This window comes from Paenibacillus sp. GL_099_B, assembly GCF_057835695.1.
In genome coordinates, this window is sequence record NZ_CM174430.1 from 6,366,757 (window position 1) to 6,384,813 (window position 18,057).

The window sequence follows — 18,057 nt, forward strand, 5'->3', positions numbered from 1 at the left end:
TACGTCTTAGCGACCGACCACACCAGTGCTGTTAATGAGCTTATTAAGCAGTTCATCATAGGCAGTCATGAAACGGGCAGCTGCACTGTATGCGTGCTGGAATTTAATTAGATTGCTCATTTCTTCATCTAGAGAGACTCCACTTACGGATTGACGATTCAAGTCGACCTGCTCCGTGAGGAGTTGAGCATTTTGAGCTTGTCGGTTAGCTTCCTGAGTCTGGACACCAAGTTGGCCTACAATCGCGCCGAAAAAGTCATCCACCGTAGTTGGTTTAGACAACGCTGATCCAAAATCAAACTTTGTATCTCTTAAGCCAGCTAACGCTATAGCTAAACTGTTGTTCCCTAGTACTACACTCTCACTTGTGCCTGTTCCGGTAGTCCGCATCGAAGTAGCTATCTTATTCGGATCATTTTGGATTTCTGTACTTAATGTAATATTCCCAGCCGTGATCGTTCCTGAACCGTCTTTGGTTGAGAAAAAATCCCCGCCCGCTGTTGGTGTATCACCACTAAGGGTATACCCCAGCTTGTGCAAACCATTAATACCTTGAACGGTAACTTTCAAATCTGATGTTAACGTTCTATTATTATTGGCATCGGAATACGTCACGTTGTTGAAAACCGTACCGCTTGGCAATACGGATCCAGCAGGAATGGTAATCTCAATATCCCCGGTTGCAAGCGTATTAGCCAGTTGATTGATCTGGTTGCGATAGTCTGCTACATATTGATCACGGGAATGGATCATTCCGTAGACTTCGCCGCCAGTTAAAGTCCCCGCTTGATAGGCGTTCTCCAAAATATCAGCCGTGACAGGAACAACCGCAGCTCCAGTGACTGCTACTTGGCCTGCAATCGTTACCTGGTAGCCACTATCCAGTTCTGTTATCTGAACGCCTGCAATCTTGGAGAGCTGATCTACGGCGTAATCGCGCTGGTCACGCAAATCATTGGCATTGTCTCCGAGTTGCTCCACTTTTACGATGTTGTTGTTAAGATCGGCTATGGACTGCAGATATGAATTGATTTCAGTGGTTTTTAACGAAACGTTGTTAGTCAGATCGCTAGTCAGTGCATCCAATTGGAGACTGATCTGATTCAAACCATCAGTTAAAGCCAAAGTTGTTTCTTTCACAATCTTGCGGTTGGTAACGTCCTGTGGATCTTGGCTGAGATCAGACCAAGAGTTCCAGAAGTTATTCAGCACTGTGCGAATTCCCGTATCCGAAGGCTCATTCATGATCGTTTCAAGTTTTTCCAGGGTACTATTGCGAATGGTCCATCCTCCAAGAGAGGTATTCTCATTACGAAATTGGCCATCCAGGAAAGACTCACGAATACGCATAATCGAGTTGAATTCTACACCCGTTCCAAGCTGACCTGGAGCCGTTGTACGGTAAAATGCCACTGCATCAATCGGGTCGGCTGCCGTCATGTTGACGACTTGACGTGAATAACCTGGAGTATTGGCATTGGCAACGTTATGTCCTGTGGTGTTCAAAGCGGCCGTTTGCGTAATCAGACTGCGTTTGGCCGTTTCAATTGAATGAAATGTTGAAGCCATATTGTTTTCCCCCCATTATTAAGCCCGCGTATCAAAAAGTCCGGAGCGCGCCATACCATAAGGCTTCTCTGAAGGATTCTGATACGTAGCTTCTGATTCAGAATGAAATGACATTGTCTCAATAAAAAAGTCGATGTACGAGAGCGACTGCTTAATAAGCTGTTGATTGGCTTCATTAAGATATTTCACCTTTTGCAGCACATCTGTTAATGAAGTTTGAGCTTGAAGAAGTCTTTTTTTCTCTGCGGCATCAAAAACCAGTCTCGTCAGCTCACTAATGGTCAGATTTAACTTGGACTTAATGCCACGTCCCTCCAGAAACTGGTGGATAGCCTGAAGTCTTTTCTGCTCGATCAACTCAATCCTTTTCAGCAGTTTGGATTCCTGATTAATTAGAGAGATCAGTATATCAACTTTGTTGGCAACAACAGCTTCCTTCTTCCGTCCCCCCAGCTCAAGCATATCCACATGTGCGGCTTCCAGCTGTTCAAGTACATCAATTATCGATTCAATTGCCATGTGTCCTCCTATTGATTAGGGAAGTTCTTAAAGTATGGAGCGAGCTTCTCGGCAAGCTTCTGGCTGTCTACTTGATAAGTTCCCGAATTTACCTGTTCCTTTAATTCTTGAATACGTTGTGTGCGGCCTGCATCCTGTGTACGACCTTGTTCCTCAAGCATCTTCATCGCCTCCGGAGAAATGGATACTTCGTCCTTACGGCGGCTCTTTTTGGCATCAGCCTGCTGATTGGATTCAACGTTTCTCTGATAGGAATTGATAGCACCAATTCTATTCGGTTCATTGATTTTCATACGAACTACACTTCCTTTACCCTAGGATTTTTTACATTATCTTTATGTTATTGAATGATTGAGATAATAAAAAAAACCGATAATCTTTAATAAGTTTATCGGTACGTTCCAAAACATTTGTTATAGCAAAAACTGTATTTAAGCCCTCGCTCCTATGAATCGCGCAGTTTGTCGACAGCACTGTAGGCTCGCCCGCCTATATTATTGTTATCCTTCTGACCTACTTCACGGGCTGCTCCTGCCAAATCCTTGGTCAAACGGCTTCGACATGAATCACACATATGTCCTTCACGAATCAGCGTTCCACATACTTCACAAGGATACATCATGTTAGGGGCGTTTTCGATGGAAATCCGACCCTCCCGAATGAAGCGGGTAATCTGCTTAATCGAAATCTCCGTTGCATCAGATAATTCCTGTATATTGGTACCCTTATTCTCACGTAAGTAGTCTACACATGTCTGGTATTCCTGCTCAATTTCTTTGATACAGTTCGAACATACATCCCGAAAATTCAACGCATATAATCTGCCGCAGCGAGGACAATTACCCAGATTCATTGCTAAAACGCCCCTCTCAAACTTCCTTTTCCGAATGGATAATAACTATACATTACCTTATTTTCTCTCATCAAGTCCATAGTCTATTACAAACAAAGCAGCGCTCAAAATGCATGTATGCGCAATCTTATAGGTATGTGAACAAGTTATTTTGCAGAAATACACATTAATCTTTCTCAGTTGAAGAACTAATGAACACAAACCCAGAAATGTTATTCGAAAATCAGTAAAATAATCCCCTGTACTGGAGACAGGCATCAATATTCATTTTCATATATCAACTTATGTATTCTTCAAACTTAAGATCTAGCCAAAGTCAGCGTGTAAATCTCGATTGGAAGGTTCATAGAAGATCCAGCATGTAAGACCACCTGTCCACAAGCATTCAAAGTGCTACCCGTTGTGTAAATATCGTCAATCATTAACAAGCGTAAGGGAGCAATCCCCCAACCTTGTGTTGTTGGTATGATATGTGAAGAGGTTCCTTGTCTAATCGCATATGAATTTGCTTGCTGTGAATTAATATCCATTTGCGCGAATTGATAGTTAGCTTGATAGAGGTCAAACATTATCTCCATTCCACCCCGTTGTAGTGCAAATGCATCCTGCATGGTCTGAATACGCTCGCCGCGTGTTTTGAAGCTTTGTTTGGTGGTGTTGATTCGACGCTGCAGCAGATCAACAACAGGTAGGCGAACGGCTGCGGCAAGTCCTGCTGCGAGCCGCTCGGCCTGGTTGAAGCCGCGCTCGGCAAGGCGTTCGTCGCTGATGGGGACATAGGTCACCGCGTCTGGCCGCCATCGTGGCTTATTATTTTGGAGCAGCGACTGGCGGTTGCGCGGCGCTGCTTCGTGAACGGGCGCGTGCGCTGTTACGCGCCCGTCAGGTCGGTGAACGAGTGCGTTTGTTGACGTACTCGAGCCAGGTGGATGTGAATCAGCATCCACCTGGTATTGAGCAGGCGTGGCGGGATGAGCCACGGGGGTCAGGGTTTCTTTTGCCAAAACAGGGTTGAGTTCTTCACTCATTGCTTGAAATGCTTGAATAATAAGAGCAGTTAACAGTGGCGCGTAGCGCTCGTGTCCTCTAAATTTGTACATCCCAATCCATTCCTTCATAAGAACGTTATACTGAACGGCGCTGCGGTTGCATATGAAAGAACGGTTTTGCATGTGTGGGCGGACGCAGTCCGGGCAGCCGATCCCCCGACCACAACGTAGACAGCGAATGGAACGAATCCATGGAATTTGCAGCACACAACGCGGACAGATGCCGGGGTAAATCGGAGACAATATCGCTCGTGTACCACAGGTTAGACAAGTCGCTCCGGGTGGAGCGAGTAATCCATGCAGGCGATGGGTGAGTTGGTGTACGTGGTCAGTGATGCTAGTTAGCCAGTTCGACATCGGATTGTAACCTCCCTTAGTATCTATTGGTGTGTTGGCGGGTGAAGGTAGCCTTTGCGTTTTGCGATCGTGTTCATCTTTTGGATCTGGGCCACCGCTTTCACCTGGGAACGCGTACGACGGGATGATGCAAAGACGACTCTTCCTGCCGGATCATCCATAGATCGACCTGCTCTACCCGCCATCTGTACCAGAGAAGCTTCGTCAAAGAGGCCATTATCCGCATCCAAAATAAATACATCGCTACGCGGAATGGTGACGCCCCGCTCCAAGATAGTGGTGGTCACGAGCAGACGTATGGTCCGTTCACGAAACGCAATAACTTTGCTCGCGCGATCCGGATCTTGGGATGATGTTCCTTCGATATGGATTTGTGGAAACATGCGACGCATGAGATTTACAAATGCCTCAATCTGAGCGATCCGTGTCACAAAAACAAATACCTGAGCTTCCCGTAGCAAGGAGGTTTGAATACTCTTTTTTAGTGTGGCGGGCAGCTCTCGCTTCCGAATACACTCGGCGACGGTAGGCATTTTCAGTAAACGTGGCACGGGTAAAGGGTGGCGGTGGAAGCGGACCGGAACTTTGGCGTGAGTGAGTTTTCCTTGGGCTGCTTCCCGCTGTAGCCTAGCTGGTGGCGTAGCGGACAGATACACAAAATGGCCATCTGGCTTGCATGAGGACGTAGCCGCATGAGCAAGCATGGGATCATTATGGTAGGGAAAACCATAGATACTAATTCACACACGATAATCATTTTAGTAGAGCCTTTCCCCATTTATTGGTATATTAATTAAAAAGGAGTGATATGAATGTCTGAACGAATCATCGGTTATGCAAGAATCAGCACTGAACTACAAACGAATGACTCTCAAATTGAACGCTTATCACAATTTGCCCAGGACAATGGACTGGCTATGGAAAAAGTTTTTTCTGTTACAGGACCTTCAGCAGTTTCGAACAATAGCATCGATGAAGCTCTTGAGTACCTTCAATTAACTGGCATCGAAAAAATGGTCGTATACAATCGATCCCGGATCTCTCGCAGTAAAGAAGAAACAGAAAGCATTGAAAGTAGATTTTTAGCACTCGGAAAAAAGATCATATATATAGAAGAATAAAAAAAAGGCTCCGCCAGCGTTATGCCAGTGGAGCCTTTTTGTATTTCCAAGCGCTTGGGATTATCGGTTGCAAAAATCAAAGAATTATAGTGAGATAGTTGCGGAGAAGAGTTGTCAATTCCAGCAGCAAATATTCTGAAATTATTCCTGACTTGCTTCAATCTTCTTCAATCTCAGGTCCATGGCTTTGACATCCCCATTGGTTCCTGCAATCAAGGCAAGGAAATTTTTCCTGAGCCGATTAATGACTACCGCCGATTCCTCGCGTGTGATCTGTGCCCCTGGACGTGTCCCATCAAAATACCCATTTGCCGTCACCTCTGCCCATGCTGCCTCTGCCCACTTGCTAGGTACATTGATATCCCTTGTTGGCGCTGGTTGTGCCACTGGCTTGTCCTCCTTCACGGGTTCATTCTTCTTGGAATACTTGGCCCTCAACTCGGCAGCCGTGCCGTCAAACTCATTCAAATCCACATTACCGCTGATCCCGTCAACCTTTCGGTTTCCCTGTGGCAGATATCCACCAGCCGCCCCATCGCTGTACTGCCAATAATCCCAGCGAGTCCAACCGGATGCATCAGCAGGCGTTTGTGTGCTGTATCGGGCAATCCAGAGCGGATATGAGGACAAGCCTGTAAAGTTGCCGATAAACGCCGGGTATGTATACACCAGCGGTTTAACTCCGGTCAGTTTGTGAACCTCTTCCAGAAACGTCTTGGCTACAGCCGTAATCACTGCCTTGCTATGGCCGTTTTTGTTGGACTCATAATCCATGACGGGTGGGAGATCGAACACGCCAATCCCGCCAGCATCCTGGATAGCTTTATAGAAGTTGGCTGCCTCAGCCTTGGCCGCTTCCACACTCCCAGCAGAGTCATCCACGTAATGGTATGCACCGATCAGCAGGCCAGCCGCCTTGGCGTCTCTGACAAACTGTAGAAACTTCGATGAGCGGAACGATTTGCCCTGTGTGGCCTTGATGAAGACAAAGGAAATCCCATTCGCTGCCACCTTTTTGAAATCGATATTACCGTTGTGATGGGATACGTCAATCCCTTGGGCATTACCTGTTTTACGCGCTTGCATCTGCATCAACCCCCTTCTTGGTTTGTTTCACCAGTTGGTTACCGTAAACTGCCACAGCGCCCACCAGAACGCCTTGTACCACGCTCTCCACGCTCAGGCCAAGCATCAGGACAGAAAATACAATAGCTACACCGGAAACGATATAAATGATAGTCCAATCCTGCACCTTCGGCGTCTTCTTCAATACATATCCGATCACCCAACAAGCTGCCAGAACGATCAGCAGCCTGCCATCAATCAACCCTTGAATAATATCCCATTCCACACTACATTCCCCCTAACTTAATGCCAGCCCATACAGCCGCTACAATCAGTCCTGTTATTCCAGTTAACGCCGCACCATACACCGTACGTTTGAGCCATATTTGATCCGCGTCATGCTTATCTAATCGTGACAATGCATCCGCTGCATTGCGCTTGGCGTCATGAGCAACATCCGCGACCTTCTTCAGCTCCGCTTCAACCTCAACAATACGAATGGCCATCTGCTGTGCCGTCTGTAATGCTTCTTTGGAAATTTCTCTGACCTCTGCCAATCCTGGAGCCAAAGCGGCCAATGGCTTTAAGGCTTCCTCGATCCGTGCCAGTTGAACCTTCAAATCCACAATCGTATTCACATCCTGCACCTGCATGTCATTCACACCTCCTGGTATGGCTTCCATACGCCAATCCCCCGTCTCTATCTGAATATGAAAAAGCCCCCTGACCACTCCAGAGGGCACAAAAATAGCGCTCCGATTTCGGAACGCCTGTTACTCAGTAATCAGAAACTCCAAACCACTATCGGTCAGGATCTCTTTGACATCAGGCTGCAAAGTAGTGGGTACCGCTTTGTACTCGGTTTTACCCAGAATCACACGTTGAGCAAAAAACATAGCCATCATAGTTGCGTCACCTCCTTTCCAGAATAGCCATACAAGAAGCCGCCAGATCACTGGTAAACCTGAGCGGCCATCTCCGCAATAACGTCTTCAATAAAGTCCGCACGTTCTGCCAAAGCGGCGTTCTGGGCTTTAAGAAGGATGTTCTCCTGAATGAGCTTTTCCAGTTCGGTCGGCTCCTTAGGCAGCGGTTTGGTCAGTTCGTCAATATCTTCCTGGCTTAAGCCCTCTCCCCACAGATAAGGAAAACTTTCCTGAGCGTCAGTCTCCAGCGCTTCCTGATATGCTTGCCAGGCCACCAAATCAAACCTCGGCCGAAACAGACCAGCAGGAACCGGTATTCCAACGATATACCCGGCAATCTCCCTTTCTGCTTCTTCCTCATCCTCTTCCGAGACATCGGGTTCCATAGGCTGTTCAGGCCCATCAGGATCAAATACCACAGGCTCAGGGTCGGCATAAAAAGGGACGACACCAGAAAAGGCATCGTCCATCAACTCGTCCTCCAGATAGAGGCCGTCTGTATTTACTTTAGGTACGGCTTTCATGTGATCCCTCCTTTATAGATTGATATTAAATGATATGCCTTCGAGGTTTAGCCAAGTTTCAGAAGCACTCGTTCCTAAGTATACGTTTCCGTCTTCTGTTATTTCGACTGTCGTACCTATCGGAGTGGTGGTTCCGAAGGAAAGTACATTAAATATCCGTCTTGTTTTTGGGCGAAATCCTTCGGGCAAGACAAACAATCTCTTACCTGCATCCCTAACTCCGCCTTTAATCAATCCTCTAATGTGTACATATTCGCTTGAATCCTTAACATATTGTGCAGTTGGATAACCTGGATATTGGATCCACCCATTTACCAACGTCGGTGTAATCCACGCCGGACTATCCTTCTCAGCCTTTTTCGACTCCACAACGCTAAGACGTGCATTCGCCTGTTGAACGTCCTGTACCAAGTCGGTAAGCAGTGCCTTTTCATTGTCCGGGATTGATCCGATAAATGCGGCTACCGGAGATGTGTCCAGCATCAGGTATGTGATGGAATACGTCGCTGTTGGATCGTAATTTTCGGCCTTCAAATTGGCTTTTTGATTTCCGTATTGATTTGTGCCGACATAAATCACCGCTTTATAATCTCGTACGTTATTTTTATAAACGGCCATCACTTTATCTACCTTATACTTCAATGGAGAACCGTAATACGTATCATTGAAGTAATAAATCCCATTAACATACCCGGGTTTATTCGATTCGCGCGTCACCATTCCCGTTCCGACTTCCACCTGATTACTTCCTTCAATTAACGTCAATTGCCCCTCTGACATGATTGGTTCGACAGTTGGCGTTGCAAGTTGATATACGAGTTGGTATGGCGTGAAATTCGGTGCTTGCGTTGTAGGCAAAACTGACGTTCCATCTGCTAAGGTGTTGCCGTCAGCTGCTACTCTTGCCCAATACTTCGTCCCTGTTCCGTTATACGGTGTAATACCGCTTTTACCACTTCCTCCGGTTCCCGAGAGGTACATAATCCATCCCATGAAATACGCCTTAATCTCGTCGGCTGTCGGTGCGTATGCGTCTCCCCATCCGCTGTCTGTGTTGGGAATCGAAAGTTGTAACTTAGCAGATGCGTAAGAAGTATCAAAAACAACCTGGTCTCCTGCTGCCATATCATTATTCGCAATGTTCGTTAGTGATTTCCCGTCAAACTTAGTTACGAGTTGAGTCCCTGTCACTCCCTCAGACCCAAAAGGCGAAGAAACGCCGACCCGCTTATATCCCGTCCAAGTAGAGGAATACACCCAAGCAAGACTACCGTCCAAGACAACCTTTTTCCACTTCGCCAACTTGAAATATTGCCCGTCCTTCTCAAACACTTGGTCAGCATTCGCCCCGGTTAATGGATCAGCGTATAGATCCGTTTGCAATGCGAGCATAGGGTCTTCGCGTGGATTGAACGGTTTGGCTGTTGTTCCGATCGTCAGCATTGGGTTTTTAATTGTGTGCGTCCCTACGGCATCATAACGGAGTCTAATCGCAAGATATCTTGTTTGTTCAGACGTTGTAAAAGTAACCGTTCCTACAGCTACCTTGCCAGGTACATTGTCAAAATATCCTCCGCTGATCTCGCCAGAAGAATCTGCATCATTACTGTCTTTTCGCTCAATTATTTGTACTCCGTTACTCACGGAAGCTCCCTCGCTTGATATTGTATACGTAGTGTTAGGCAACACTGGGATTACCGTTCTAAGCGGTGAAATCGTTCCTGCTGACGTAATTTCTGCCACGGATTCGTAAGGCGAAACAACTTTTGATATGCCGATAGTGTTCACGTTCCACTCGTAAAACGGCGGCAACAAATTTTCACCATACCGAATCGCATACGGATTTCGCACGGGTTGAACGCTATCAACGTAAGGATATTTGACTGCAACTTGTTCCGGCGTCATACTATCGAGTGCATCATATTCAGCTGCGCCGATTTGATAAATACGGAACGAGTCAACGTAATATGCAGCGCCTACAATCACTGATCCGGCAGTATAAACGTCCATAACTACTCCCGTGTTGTTGCCCATTTCGGTTGGCGTGTACGCGCGCCACGCAATCCCTGCCGCGCCAGCTAAAATCGTACCGGACTTTGCTCCGGTAATGGCTGCACTTCCGTCTGCGGCTACAAGACGAGCGGAGAACGATTGAGCCGTATCGTTTTTAATCCAGGCTAATGCGATATAGTGATTAGCTGGATTTACTCTTGCCGTGGTGGATACTGGAGTTCTTACATAGGACTGACCAGCAGTTCCGCTCTGTGTTACTTTAAAGTTGTTGCTTCCGCTGTTGACGTTAGTCGTGGACAATTCTATAGATGCCGATGTACTCTTTGTCCATCCCGAAATAGATTCACACCCACCAGCACGTCCCAGCAAGTTAACCAGCGTCCGGCCTGTAAGTCCAGTCAGTGAAAATGGCGAATCCTGATCTGCTTGAACTACTTGGATACCTGGTTGCAGTGTAATGGCTGTACGCTCAGGTGTGTCCAATTTCCCATCGACATAAGCCTTAACAGCATCTGCCTTGGCCTGCGCTCCTGTCTTCGTTTCCCCGTCCACTCGGACAAACTTGGCATCAGCACCGCTCATCAGGCCGCTGGCACCGCCTGTCACGGCATCAGGAATAACGTCAGCTCCCCCGGTAACGTGGGATGATGCGTGCGCCCCTGGTGTGGCTTCCCCCGTGGCAGTTACTGTCACCTGTTTGCTGGCCGGATCAGTTGTAACAGTGATTCCGGTACCGCCTCTGAATTGAAGCGTATCGGACTTGCTAGAAGCTTCCACGTCATTAACCTTGGCAAATGCGTTTTGGTTGACCTCGGCTCCTGCGGCAATACCATCCAACTTATCATGGTCATCAGCAGTAACGTGGATATCCATATCCGCTGCATGGCTGTCCAGATTCGTTTGTACGGCGTCTGTCTCTGCCTTCCGGGCAATGTCACCCGCTGCGGCTGGAGCCGTCACTTTAGCGCGGCCTGCTGCGTCACGTTGCATGAGCGTGTCAGGGGTTGCGGCGCTGGTGCGGGCATCCACTATCAGTTTGTCGGCTGCCGACATAAAACCAGCAGCGTTCCCCTTTGCTGCGGGATGCTCATCGGCTCCACGGGCTTTATGGGCTGCCAGATCAGCGGCAGCCGCGGCAATAGCAGCCGCCTTGGCAGCGTCCGCTTTAGCTTGGGCATCTGCTGGCGTACCTTTGGTGTCCATTTCTGCCTGGACCCTATCAAAGCCGATATTAATGTTATTAAAATCCTCACTGATCTTTTTCGTTCCGACCAGGTTCGCATACCTGTTTGCCATCTGACTCCACTCCTTTCAATAGCGTATCAACGTCCTGTCGGATTGTCCGAAGGAATGCAACCTGAGAATCCAGCGTGGGTAATGTCTCCAACATGGCTCGGATCACCAATGGACACTCACCAAAAATGTCAGTCACGTCCACGGACAGTTCAAGCACTTTCTTAATTTTCACTTGTACCACTCCAATTCATTGTCTTCATGATTCCAAGCATAGCGCCCTTCATCTGATCATTGACCCGAATCGTGATCGTTTCAGCTTTGGTCCGTTCGTCATGTGCTTTCAACTCTTCGCGGATAATCTCACGTAAACGCTGTTCATTCATGACCTCACTCCTTTTTAGGCAACAAAAAAGAGCCCATGCATATGGACTCTCGATTGGATTATTTAATTGCAGCCAATGCCTCATCAATTAAGGCCAGTTCTTTTTGACCTTCATTTACCATAGCGTCATACTCAGCAAGTCTTTTTTCTGCTAGTGCAGTTGCGTTTTTGTCACCAGTATTTTTCAATTCTTCAAGAGCCGAAGCTACTTTTTCACGTTCCGAAACTGCTGTAGCAAGGACTTTATCTTGAATGATTTTTCTTGATTCTTCAAGACTTGATTTTGATTGCCCCATGTATTTGTTATTAGTATCTACTTCCGTTGGTATTTCTGCGTTAGATGATTCCATATTGGATGTAATTGATATAGTCTTACCACTCACTTTCACATCAGCTCCTAGCGCTTCGGACAAGGCGCGCGCTGGAACATTCGCTCGGGAATCAATTACTGCACCCTTGTCCGACAATTTTTTCCCATCCACAATGACCGTGTATTCCCCGGTCACTTTTTTTCCAACCATACTTTTTACTGTATCTGCAAATGCTCCTCCTGCTGTCGAAAGAACGACTCCAATCAATATACCACCAGCAATGTATGCTACCTTTTTCATGCTTCTACCTCCGTATTGGTGCAATTTACCTATTATGATACATTACGGAGTAGATGTCGTAAAGGTTCCGCCCCAGTTCTGGTTAGCATTATTACCGTGATTGTGCGTAGGCAAAGTGACAGAATGAGTGTGGTTATTAGAAGCTTTCCCTGCAAGCGCAGTCCAGATAGATTGAATCTCTGCTTGTAATCCTGTAATATCCGCAATTCCAATCCCGTACACAAATCCTGTTCTAAATGTAGCGCTCCCGCCTAACGTAACAGCACCTTGCAAGCGAATTGGGTTTGCATTGCTATTGGAACCAAGCCATAGATTATTGCTGAATATTGTCAACTGTCCACTAGATTCATATGAGTTGATTTCTCCCACGGATGACCCGTTGGTATCTCTCCAGACTACCGCAGCAACCGTTGAATCGGTTGAAGTGGCAATCTGTACACGGTTGCGCCCGTTGGAATCATAGGACCGGAAACCAGCCGAATCAATTTCTATCCGTCTGCTACTGTTGGCCGTCTTTAGAACGGAACCGATAATAGTCGAACCGTTAATTTCACTACCCTTTATTATGGCAGCCTCAATAGTACCGCTAAAGGTGCCATTCACCCCGACAAGCGTCCCGGTAAAGGTCCCTCCTGCTGCTTGAAGATTTCCCGTAAAAGTTCCACTAGCTGCCTGGAGCCTACCGGAGAACGTTCCGTCCACACCTTGGAGTGTTCCTGTAAAGGTGCCACCTGCTGCTTGAAGGTTTCCGCTGAACACACCATCTGTAGCTTCCAGCGTGCCGATGAATTTGTACTTGCCTGCAACCGGATCGAAATACAACCGATCTTGACCATTGGCCTGGAAAGATAGCTTGTCACTGTTTAGGATGACTTTGCTCTTGTGATCCTCGCGTTCAATCGTCAGTCCCTCGGTTCGGGTAATGGTTGCTCCATAATAGGACTTGCCTTCTTTGACCGCCGTTTTGTTGAGGTTGTTCACGGCCGTTGTTAACGTGCCATCGACCACAAACTCACTCTGCTGCTCAGACACAGACGGGGCCTCTATGGTCATTTTCAATCCGCCTGCAAAGTCCATGACTTGATGCAAAATGACTGTCTTGTACCGCATGATGCCGTCCCATGGAATGTGTGTATCCTGCCAGGTCGATACCGTCTCGTCCCAGGTACTTCCCTCCTGCTGCTCAAACCCGATCATGTCGCCCTGTTCAAGTTGTGGGAAGCCTCGTGCGTCCATCGTGAGAGGAAGATAGGAAAAACCATTCAACGTTGCCAGAAGGCCATTTGTAACCGCCTGTGTAGCAAAAGGGTTTTCCACATATAGCGTATGGTTTTCATCACCCGTCCCGGCTTCGTACTGCAACTCATCTTCGGTGTTGTAAGTGACCACAACCCGGGTGTACGTCTTTACCGGATTGGTCTGCTTGACCCGCACGTAATCAGCTGTTGTCATCTCAAAGACAGGTGTATCGGAAGCCGTAAATCGTTTGAACTTCAAGGCACCGGCTTTGTCGATATAAATGCTGGCACTATTGGCCGATGCGATATAGGACAGGACCTGACGCATACTGTACCCCGCTGGCCCTGCCTGGATCTGATACGCTGGATTAATAACCACGCTGCTATCATACGTCCAGCCGAGCCGGTTGCAAATTTCGTTGAACACAGCCCTTTGCGTAGTCGGATAAGTTAAAGATGATACGTAAGCCACGTCAGCAAAAACCAGCTTGTCATAACAGGTAAACGTCCATACGTCATTGATCTTTTCTCTTGAATCTACAAAGAACTCACCCAGCGGTAGCCAGTCCGTCCCGGTACCCGTCCAAGAGACATGCATATCCTGCCATGGGTACTGCGCCTGTAACCAAGTCATACCCGCCATGGATAAGGACAGGTACGGCACGATTCGGGCATTCGCTGGGATGATCTCGTTCGTTCGTAGCTTTATGGTCAGTTTAGATGGAATGGCCGTCCCGATCTGGAAGCCATCCGTTAGGCTTAGGCTGTTTTCAATGCTGAAATCGACAATCTTCGTATCATCGTATTCTTCGGATCCCACGGTGGCCTTGACGATAAATTCTCGGTCAGGCCGCCGCAGATAATCCGCATAAAGAGGAGATATAGGAAACATCCGGTCACCTCTCTGTCATCGTAAGCTTTAGACCGTTCCAATACATTACGCCTTTAGTCATCACGCTAAACGGTGCTGGCCTATTGCCGACATACATTTTCTTAGTTACGTAGGTACCCACCATCGGATCCGGATAATACACATCAAAAAACACATTATCCATAGAACTCAGCAGGGCAGACATCTCCGCCCACGTGATTGGCCCCCAACTCATTTCGATCTGGCGCTTGACGGCAATCCGATCCCTATTAAGCGTTCCATCCGCTGTACGTACCGAAGATTCCCCGTCGTCCAGATCAAGAATCGTCACCTGGAAGCTGGATGGTATTACTGCAATTGCTTGTCCATTAATTTTAATATCCATGTATGCCTCCCTATGTGATTAATGGTGACTTCCCTGTTCGACGGGTGATATCGTTGATAGCATCAACGACGACACGGCCAATCTCAGTACCGTTAATGCTGAGGACGGTTTGCTTATCGCCATTTTTAATTGCGTCTAGGATTAAGGATAGGATTTCAATCATTGGCTGGTTGTTCCCGCCAATCAAGTCCTGCAGCTTGGATAGCGGCGACACAACTTCCGGATCGACAGAAGCTCCCCGGTTATCCCCGACCATGGCAAGTGTAGGCCCGTAAGCCAAGCCACCTTTAGCCAGCTTAGGAATTTGAGGAATGCTAATCCCGAAGGATTGTCCTCCCATATCTCCCGGTACCCAGTCCGGCACTTTAAAACTGACCTTATTCACCTGGCGAATCATAAAGTTGAAGGCGTCCAGAATCATATTAATTGCACCTTTAAATATTCCTACAAGTGCATCTGCGATACCGCTAAATACTGTCTTGATCCCTTCCCAAGCTCTCTTCCAATCGCCTGTAAATACACCTGCGATAAAGTCGATAATACCTCCAAGGGCTTTGATGATCCCTTTTGCGGCATCAATAATACCCCCCAATGCAGATCCAATGACTTGGAGTACACCATCAAATATCTCCGCAAATGCAGGTCCTAATGTCTTCACCAACCAGTTGACAATCGGCAAGACAAATTTATTCAAGATGTCTAGCGCTGCTGTTGCCAACTTACCTACAAAATCAAGGATCTCTTTAACCAGACCCTTTAAGTGCTTGTCCCACAGATCGTTCAGAAACTTAAGCGCACTTTGGGTAATGGGCTTCAAAAACTTTTCCCATAGGCTTGTCCATAATTCCTTAAGCCGATCAACTGTTTCTTTGAGACCATCCATTATCTTGGTACCCCATTTTTTCCACCAACCAATGATGATATCAAGGGTGTCCAATATGATCTTGGATAGCAGTTTCATAACTGGATCTACAACACCTTTCCAGATGTCATCGAAAATTTGTTTGACCAAATCAAAGAGTTTCCACAAAATGTCGTAAGCTCGCGAAACAAAATCGGTAAGCACCGGAAGGCCTTCTGTGACAAACTTCTGAATGATTGGGAATACAGCAGCCCAGATGCTTTGAAAAATCATCAGTACCGTATCCAATAAACCTGCGAGGATATGCCCCATCAATTCAATAGCCTTCTGCCATAAGGGTACCAGGTCGTTGATTGCCCAATTTTTGAGCGGCGCACCCAGACTAATAATGTCATTGAACACTTGACCAAAGAAGTCTTTCCAGCGCAACAGTACAGGTTGGATCTCACTCCACGCCTGGGCGAAACTCGGACCAAACGTGCGAACAAGAACATCCCATCCAGATTTGATGGCCTGCCATGCACTGGCGAAAGACGACTTGATACTGGCAACCAAAGCATCCATTTGGGTCTGTATGCCATCAATGTCCATATCAGGCATCTTCATTGAGAAGCCTGGATCTGCGCCACCGCCACCCGCACCGCCTCCAGCATCATCCGCGCCAGTATCACTTTTAGAAAAGTCTAGTGTGTTCAGTTCATCGAAGCTGGCGAGCGCTCCCTTCGCATCTTTAGCAGCCTTCTTGGCATCCTTCCCCGCTTTCTTCGCTCCTTTACCATAGTTGTCCATGGCTTTACGGGCCGTCTCCATGCCCTTGGCTGCGGCATAACTCTGCTTGTACGTCGTACCAAAAATGGCCGATATAAAAGCCGCAATATAGGCCGTCGCTCGCGCAAGCCAGCTCATAAGTGCATTCAGCGCAGGCAAGATGGCGTTGTAAATAGGCTGAAAGGCTACGGCAAGGTTCGTCCGGATCGCATTCAGGGAAGCCATAAATTGTTCATTGGTCCGCAGACTACCACCAATGTAGCTACTCAGCCCCGCTATCGCTTTGTACATAATGGCAAAGACAAACACCTGCCGTAGCATCCGGTTAAAGGCCGCCACAGTGGATGCTCCCATTTGTGTGGCCCTGCTACCGACGGCTGCGAAGCTGCCCCCTAAAAGGCCCATCCGTTTCGCCGTATTTCCACTTGCTTGATCTGCCGTTTTCAGGCTCTTGGTCACTTGCTTTAATGGCTTTTCTGCGGTTTGAGCTGCCCCTCCCACATCGTTCAAGCTGTCTTCCAATTGCCATATCTTTGCTGATGTCTTATCTGACTGCTGGGTAAGCCGTAGCAAGGCTGATTCGGTGTTCACGATCTGCCCTAAGATTTTACTTTTCTTTTTATCATTAAAGGTGGTGTCGTAGGATTCCTTCAGCTCAGCAAGTTTACGCTGCTGGATGTCAATCTTAGCATTGACGTTATCAAGCACGGCCGTAAGCTGGGTGACTTGCCCCTTAACCGCTGATGTATCGACAGTTGGTTCAGCAGCTTCCACTTTGGGCGCTTTGAATTGTGGCAGTCGCATACCCTTAATAGATCGCATTGCTCCCGCCATGGATGATCGCATCGCTCTGGCCATCTGTCCAGCAAGCCCGGTTCCTATTCGCCCAACCTGTTTACCTGTATCACCCTCGTTAATTTCTAGATCTAGGCTTACCTTACCGACGCTTTCTTCATCCGACATAATTTCACCCCCTCGCCATTACACGTAAAAAAAAGCACCCTCAGCAGAGAGTGCCTTAACCAAACATATTTTTCATCATTTGTTGGAACTGATCCACGGCTTTAGCCGCTTCATTTTGTGACCATTGCGCTTGTTTAGCTGATCGATTACGCCAGGCATTTCGGATATTTCGCTGAGCTTCTGAAAAGTGCTTCAGCTGTTCCTGGTCATTCTCGGAGCGGATCGTAACAATTTGACCCAATGGCGTCTCTGCCATAATCCCGGCAAGCAGCGTACAAAATTCATCCCAGCTCATTTCCGGCTCATTCCGCAGGCGGATGCTGTACTGCTGTGCGAAGGAGGATTCAATTAGAGCCCAATCCTCAAAAATATCATACCAACGATCCTGTTTAGACGTTGGCCCTTTCCCGTTGAAATCGCGCCTCAACAGCTTCGATTTCCTCACCGGTGGCCCCGGCCAAAGCTGCCATGAGAATGTACTGGTAACCCTCAAAGGACAGCTCCATTTCCTCAATCTCTGCTACGGCTTTATCACCTAACAGCATGACCAACATTTTCTCCATGCCTGCAGCCGGATCATCCGCACTCTCTGACGACATCAGTTCATCCAATTGCAACACCGTATTTTTGCTGTTATTGATCTCATATACCTTATCCTCCGCAAGCTTCAGAGTCGGCCGCGCATTCGTCAGTTTACTTGAAATGTCAATTTGTTTTGCCATGTGGATCATCGTCCTCTCTTGAC

At 47.4% G+C, this 18,057-nt stretch carries 22 protein-coding genes; 2 read left to right on the forward strand and 20 right to left on the reverse strand.

Translation table 11 applies throughout. From position 1 onward, the window contains the following. Positions 1 to 6: 6 nt before the first annotated feature. The 5 genes from flgK to AC3ITG_RS29000 all read right to left on the reverse strand — a co-directional run bounded on the left by flgK (position 7) and on the right by AC3ITG_RS29000 (position 3,726). Entirely contained in the window at positions 7 to 1,569 is a 1,563-nt protein-coding gene (flgK, locus tag AC3ITG_RS28980) for a flagellar hook-associated protein FlgK (RefSeq protein ID WP_489252059.1), read from the reverse strand. 18 nt (positions 1,570 to 1,587) lie between these two features. Further along, entirely contained in the window at positions 1,588 to 2,088 is a 501-nt protein-coding gene (locus tag AC3ITG_RS28985) for a flagellar protein FlgN (protein ID WP_489252060.1), read from the reverse strand. Between the two features lie 8 nt (positions 2,089 to 2,096). After that, positions 2,097 to 2,381, reverse strand: coding sequence for a flagellar biosynthesis anti-sigma factor FlgM (gene flgM, locus AC3ITG_RS28990; RefSeq protein WP_064641918.1), 285 nt, complete (start codon positions 2,379 to 2,381; stop codon positions 2,097 to 2,099). 152 nt (positions 2,382 to 2,533) lie between these two features. Further along, positions 2,534 to 2,941, reverse strand: coding sequence for a TIGR03826 family flagellar region protein (locus tag AC3ITG_RS28995; protein WP_489252061.1), 408 nt, complete (start codon positions 2,939 to 2,941; stop codon positions 2,534 to 2,536). A gap of 299 nt (positions 2,942 to 3,240) precedes the next feature. Beyond that, positions 3,241 to 3,726, reverse strand: a complete 486-nt coding sequence (locus tag AC3ITG_RS29000; protein ID WP_489252062.1) for a ComF family protein — start codon at positions 3,724 to 3,726, stop codon at positions 3,241 to 3,243. A 17-nt stretch (positions 3,727 to 3,743) separates the two neighbouring features. Between AC3ITG_RS29000 and AC3ITG_RS29005 the strand changes: the two genes are divergently transcribed. Continuing rightward, a complete protein-coding gene (locus tag AC3ITG_RS29005; RefSeq protein ID WP_489252063.1) occupies positions 3,744 to 3,956 on the forward strand; it encodes a hypothetical protein in 213 nt (70 codons plus the stop codon). 414 nt (positions 3,957 to 4,370) lie between these two features. Here the strand turns inward: AC3ITG_RS29005 and AC3ITG_RS29010 are convergent, their stop codons facing one another. Next, the gene (locus tag AC3ITG_RS29010) at positions 4,371 to 5,003 is read right to left on the reverse strand and encodes a helicase-related protein (RefSeq protein ID WP_489252064.1); all 633 of its coding nucleotides are present in this window, start codon (positions 5,001 to 5,003) and stop codon (positions 4,371 to 4,373) included. 156 nt (positions 5,004 to 5,159) lie between these two features. Between AC3ITG_RS29010 and AC3ITG_RS29015 the strand changes: the two genes are divergently transcribed. Next, positions 5,160 to 5,468 carry a recombinase family protein gene (locus AC3ITG_RS29015; protein WP_489252065.1) on the forward strand — a complete coding sequence of 103 codons (309 nt, stop codon included), beginning with the start codon at positions 5,160 to 5,162 and terminating at the stop codon, positions 5,466 to 5,468. 141 nt (positions 5,469 to 5,609) lie between these two features. Here AC3ITG_RS29015 and AC3ITG_RS29020 read toward each other — a convergent pair whose 3' ends face one another. The 14 genes from AC3ITG_RS29020 to AC3ITG_RS29085 form a co-directional block, all read right to left on the reverse strand. Continuing rightward, positions 5,610 to 6,554 (reverse strand): glycoside hydrolase family 25 protein, encoded by a 945-nt coding sequence (locus AC3ITG_RS29020; RefSeq protein ID WP_489252066.1) that lies wholly within the window; start codon positions 6,552 to 6,554, stop codon positions 5,610 to 5,612. Continuing rightward, positions 6,541 to 6,819: a phage holin family protein gene (locus AC3ITG_RS29025; protein ID WP_269055252.1), complete on the reverse strand. Its 279-nt coding sequence runs from the start codon at positions 6,817 to 6,819 to the stop codon at positions 6,541 to 6,543. Before AC3ITG_RS29025 ends, AC3ITG_RS29020 begins: the two co-directional genes overlap by 14 nt. 1 nt (position 6,820) lies before the next feature. Continuing rightward, entirely contained in the window at positions 6,821 to 7,216 is a 396-nt protein-coding gene (locus AC3ITG_RS29030; RefSeq protein WP_079694186.1) for a hypothetical protein, read from the reverse strand. A 90-nt stretch (positions 7,217 to 7,306) separates the two neighbouring features. Next, positions 7,307 to 7,438, reverse strand: a complete 132-nt coding sequence (locus tag AC3ITG_RS29035; RefSeq protein ID WP_336759451.1) for a CD1375 family protein — start codon at positions 7,436 to 7,438, stop codon at positions 7,307 to 7,309. A gap of 47 nt (positions 7,439 to 7,485) precedes the next feature. Beyond that, positions 7,486 to 7,983, reverse strand: coding sequence for a hypothetical protein (locus AC3ITG_RS29040; protein WP_489252067.1), 498 nt, complete (start codon positions 7,981 to 7,983; stop codon positions 7,486 to 7,488). A 12-nt stretch (positions 7,984 to 7,995) separates the two neighbouring features. After that, a complete protein-coding gene (locus AC3ITG_RS29045; protein ID WP_489252068.1) occupies positions 7,996 to 11,292 on the reverse strand; it encodes a hypothetical protein in 3,297 nt (1,098 codons plus the stop codon). Beyond that, on the reverse strand, positions 11,246 to 11,464 hold the full coding sequence (locus tag AC3ITG_RS29050) for a hypothetical protein (RefSeq protein WP_489252069.1): 219 nt from the start codon (positions 11,462 to 11,464) through the stop codon (positions 11,246 to 11,248). Before AC3ITG_RS29050 ends, AC3ITG_RS29045 begins: the two co-directional genes overlap by 47 nt. Continuing rightward, positions 11,454 to 11,615, reverse strand: coding sequence for a hypothetical protein (locus tag AC3ITG_RS29055; RefSeq protein WP_489252070.1), 162 nt, complete (start codon positions 11,613 to 11,615; stop codon positions 11,454 to 11,456). Before AC3ITG_RS29055 ends, AC3ITG_RS29050 begins: the two co-directional genes overlap by 11 nt. Positions 11,616 to 11,673: 58 nt before the next feature. Further along, a complete protein-coding gene (locus tag AC3ITG_RS29060; protein ID WP_489252071.1) occupies positions 11,674 to 12,225 on the reverse strand; it encodes a stalk domain-containing protein in 552 nt (183 codons plus the stop codon). Between the two features lie 42 nt (positions 12,226 to 12,267). Next, complete coding sequence (locus AC3ITG_RS29065) at positions 12,268 to 14,355, reverse strand: bactofilin family protein (RefSeq protein ID WP_489252072.1); 2,088 nt, start codon at positions 14,353 to 14,355, stop codon at positions 12,268 to 12,270. A gap of 4 nt (positions 14,356 to 14,359) precedes the next feature. Beyond that, positions 14,360 to 14,719: a DUF6711 family protein gene (locus AC3ITG_RS29070; RefSeq protein ID WP_489252073.1), complete on the reverse strand. Its 360-nt coding sequence runs from the start codon at positions 14,717 to 14,719 to the stop codon at positions 14,360 to 14,362. Between the two features lie 10 nt (positions 14,720 to 14,729). Next, positions 14,730 to 17,312, reverse strand: coding sequence for a phage tail protein (locus AC3ITG_RS29075; RefSeq protein ID WP_489252074.1), 2,583 nt, complete (start codon positions 17,310 to 17,312; stop codon positions 14,730 to 14,732). A gap of 55 nt (positions 17,313 to 17,367) precedes the next feature. Next, positions 17,368 to 17,739 carry a Gp15 family bacteriophage protein gene (locus tag AC3ITG_RS29080; RefSeq protein ID WP_489252075.1) on the reverse strand — a complete coding sequence of 124 codons (372 nt, stop codon included), beginning with the start codon at positions 17,737 to 17,739 and terminating at the stop codon, positions 17,368 to 17,370. Beyond that, complete coding sequence (locus AC3ITG_RS29085; protein ID WP_489252076.1) at positions 17,702 to 18,034, reverse strand: hypothetical protein; 333 nt, start codon at positions 18,032 to 18,034, stop codon at positions 17,702 to 17,704. Before AC3ITG_RS29085 ends, AC3ITG_RS29080 begins: the two co-directional genes overlap by 38 nt. Positions 18,035 to 18,057 lie beyond the last annotated feature (23 nt).

What these genes read in the sequence shown, in the direction of transcription:
- flgK (WP_489252059.1), bottom strand. Translation starts at nt 1,569, where the DNA reads ATGGCTTCAACATTTCATTCAATTGAAACGGCCAAACGCAGTCTGATT.
- AC3ITG_RS28985 (WP_489252060.1), bottom strand. Translation starts at nt 2,088, where the DNA reads ATGGCAATTGAATCGATAATTGATGTACTTGAACAGCTGGAAGCCGCA.
- flgM (WP_064641918.1), bottom strand. Translation starts at nt 2,381, where the DNA reads ATGAAAATCAATGAACCGAATAGAATTGGTGCTATCAATTCCTATCAG.
- AC3ITG_RS28995 (WP_489252061.1), bottom strand. Translation starts at nt 2,941, where the DNA reads ATGAATCTGGGTAATTGTCCTCGCTGCGGCAGATTATATGCGTTGAAT.
- AC3ITG_RS29015 (WP_489252065.1), top strand. Translation starts at nt 5,160, where the DNA reads ATGTCTGAACGAATCATCGGTTATGCAAGAATCAGCACTGAACTACAA.
- AC3ITG_RS29020 (WP_489252066.1), bottom strand. Translation starts at nt 6,554, where the DNA reads ATGCAAGCGCGTAAAACAGGTAATGCCCAAGGGATTGACGTATCCCAT.
- AC3ITG_RS29030 (WP_079694186.1), bottom strand. Translation starts at nt 7,216, where the DNA reads ATGGAAGCCATACCAGGAGGTGTGAATGACATGCAGGTGCAGGATGTG.
- AC3ITG_RS29035 (WP_336759451.1), bottom strand. Translation starts at nt 7,438, where the DNA reads ATGATGGCTATGTTTTTTGCTCAACGTGTGATTCTGGGTAAAACCGAG.
- AC3ITG_RS29040 (WP_489252067.1), bottom strand. Translation starts at nt 7,983, where the DNA reads ATGAAAGCCGTACCTAAAGTAAATACAGACGGCCTCTATCTGGAGGAC.
- AC3ITG_RS29045 (WP_489252068.1), bottom strand. Translation starts at nt 11,292, where the DNA reads ATGGCAAACAGGTATGCGAACCTGGTCGGAACGAAAAAGATCAGTGAG.
- AC3ITG_RS29055 (WP_489252070.1), bottom strand. Translation starts at nt 11,615, where the DNA reads ATGAATGAACAGCGTTTACGTGAGATTATCCGCGAAGAGTTGAAAGCA.
- AC3ITG_RS29060 (WP_489252071.1), bottom strand. Translation starts at nt 12,225, where the DNA reads ATGAAAAAGGTAGCATACATTGCTGGTGGTATATTGATTGGAGTCGTT.
- AC3ITG_RS29065 (WP_489252072.1), bottom strand. Translation starts at nt 14,355, where the DNA reads ATGTTTCCTATATCTCCTCTTTATGCGGATTATCTGCGGCGGCCTGAC.
- AC3ITG_RS29070 (WP_489252073.1), bottom strand. Translation starts at nt 14,719, where the DNA reads ATGGATATTAAAATTAATGGACAAGCAATTGCAGTAATACCATCCAGC.
- AC3ITG_RS29075 (WP_489252074.1), bottom strand. Translation starts at nt 17,312, where the DNA reads ATGTCGGATGAAGAAAGCGTCGGTAAGGTAAGCCTAGATCTAGAAATT.
- AC3ITG_RS29085 (WP_489252076.1), bottom strand. Translation starts at nt 18,034, where the DNA reads ATGGCAAAACAAATTGACATTTCAAGTAAACTGACGAATGCGCGGCCG.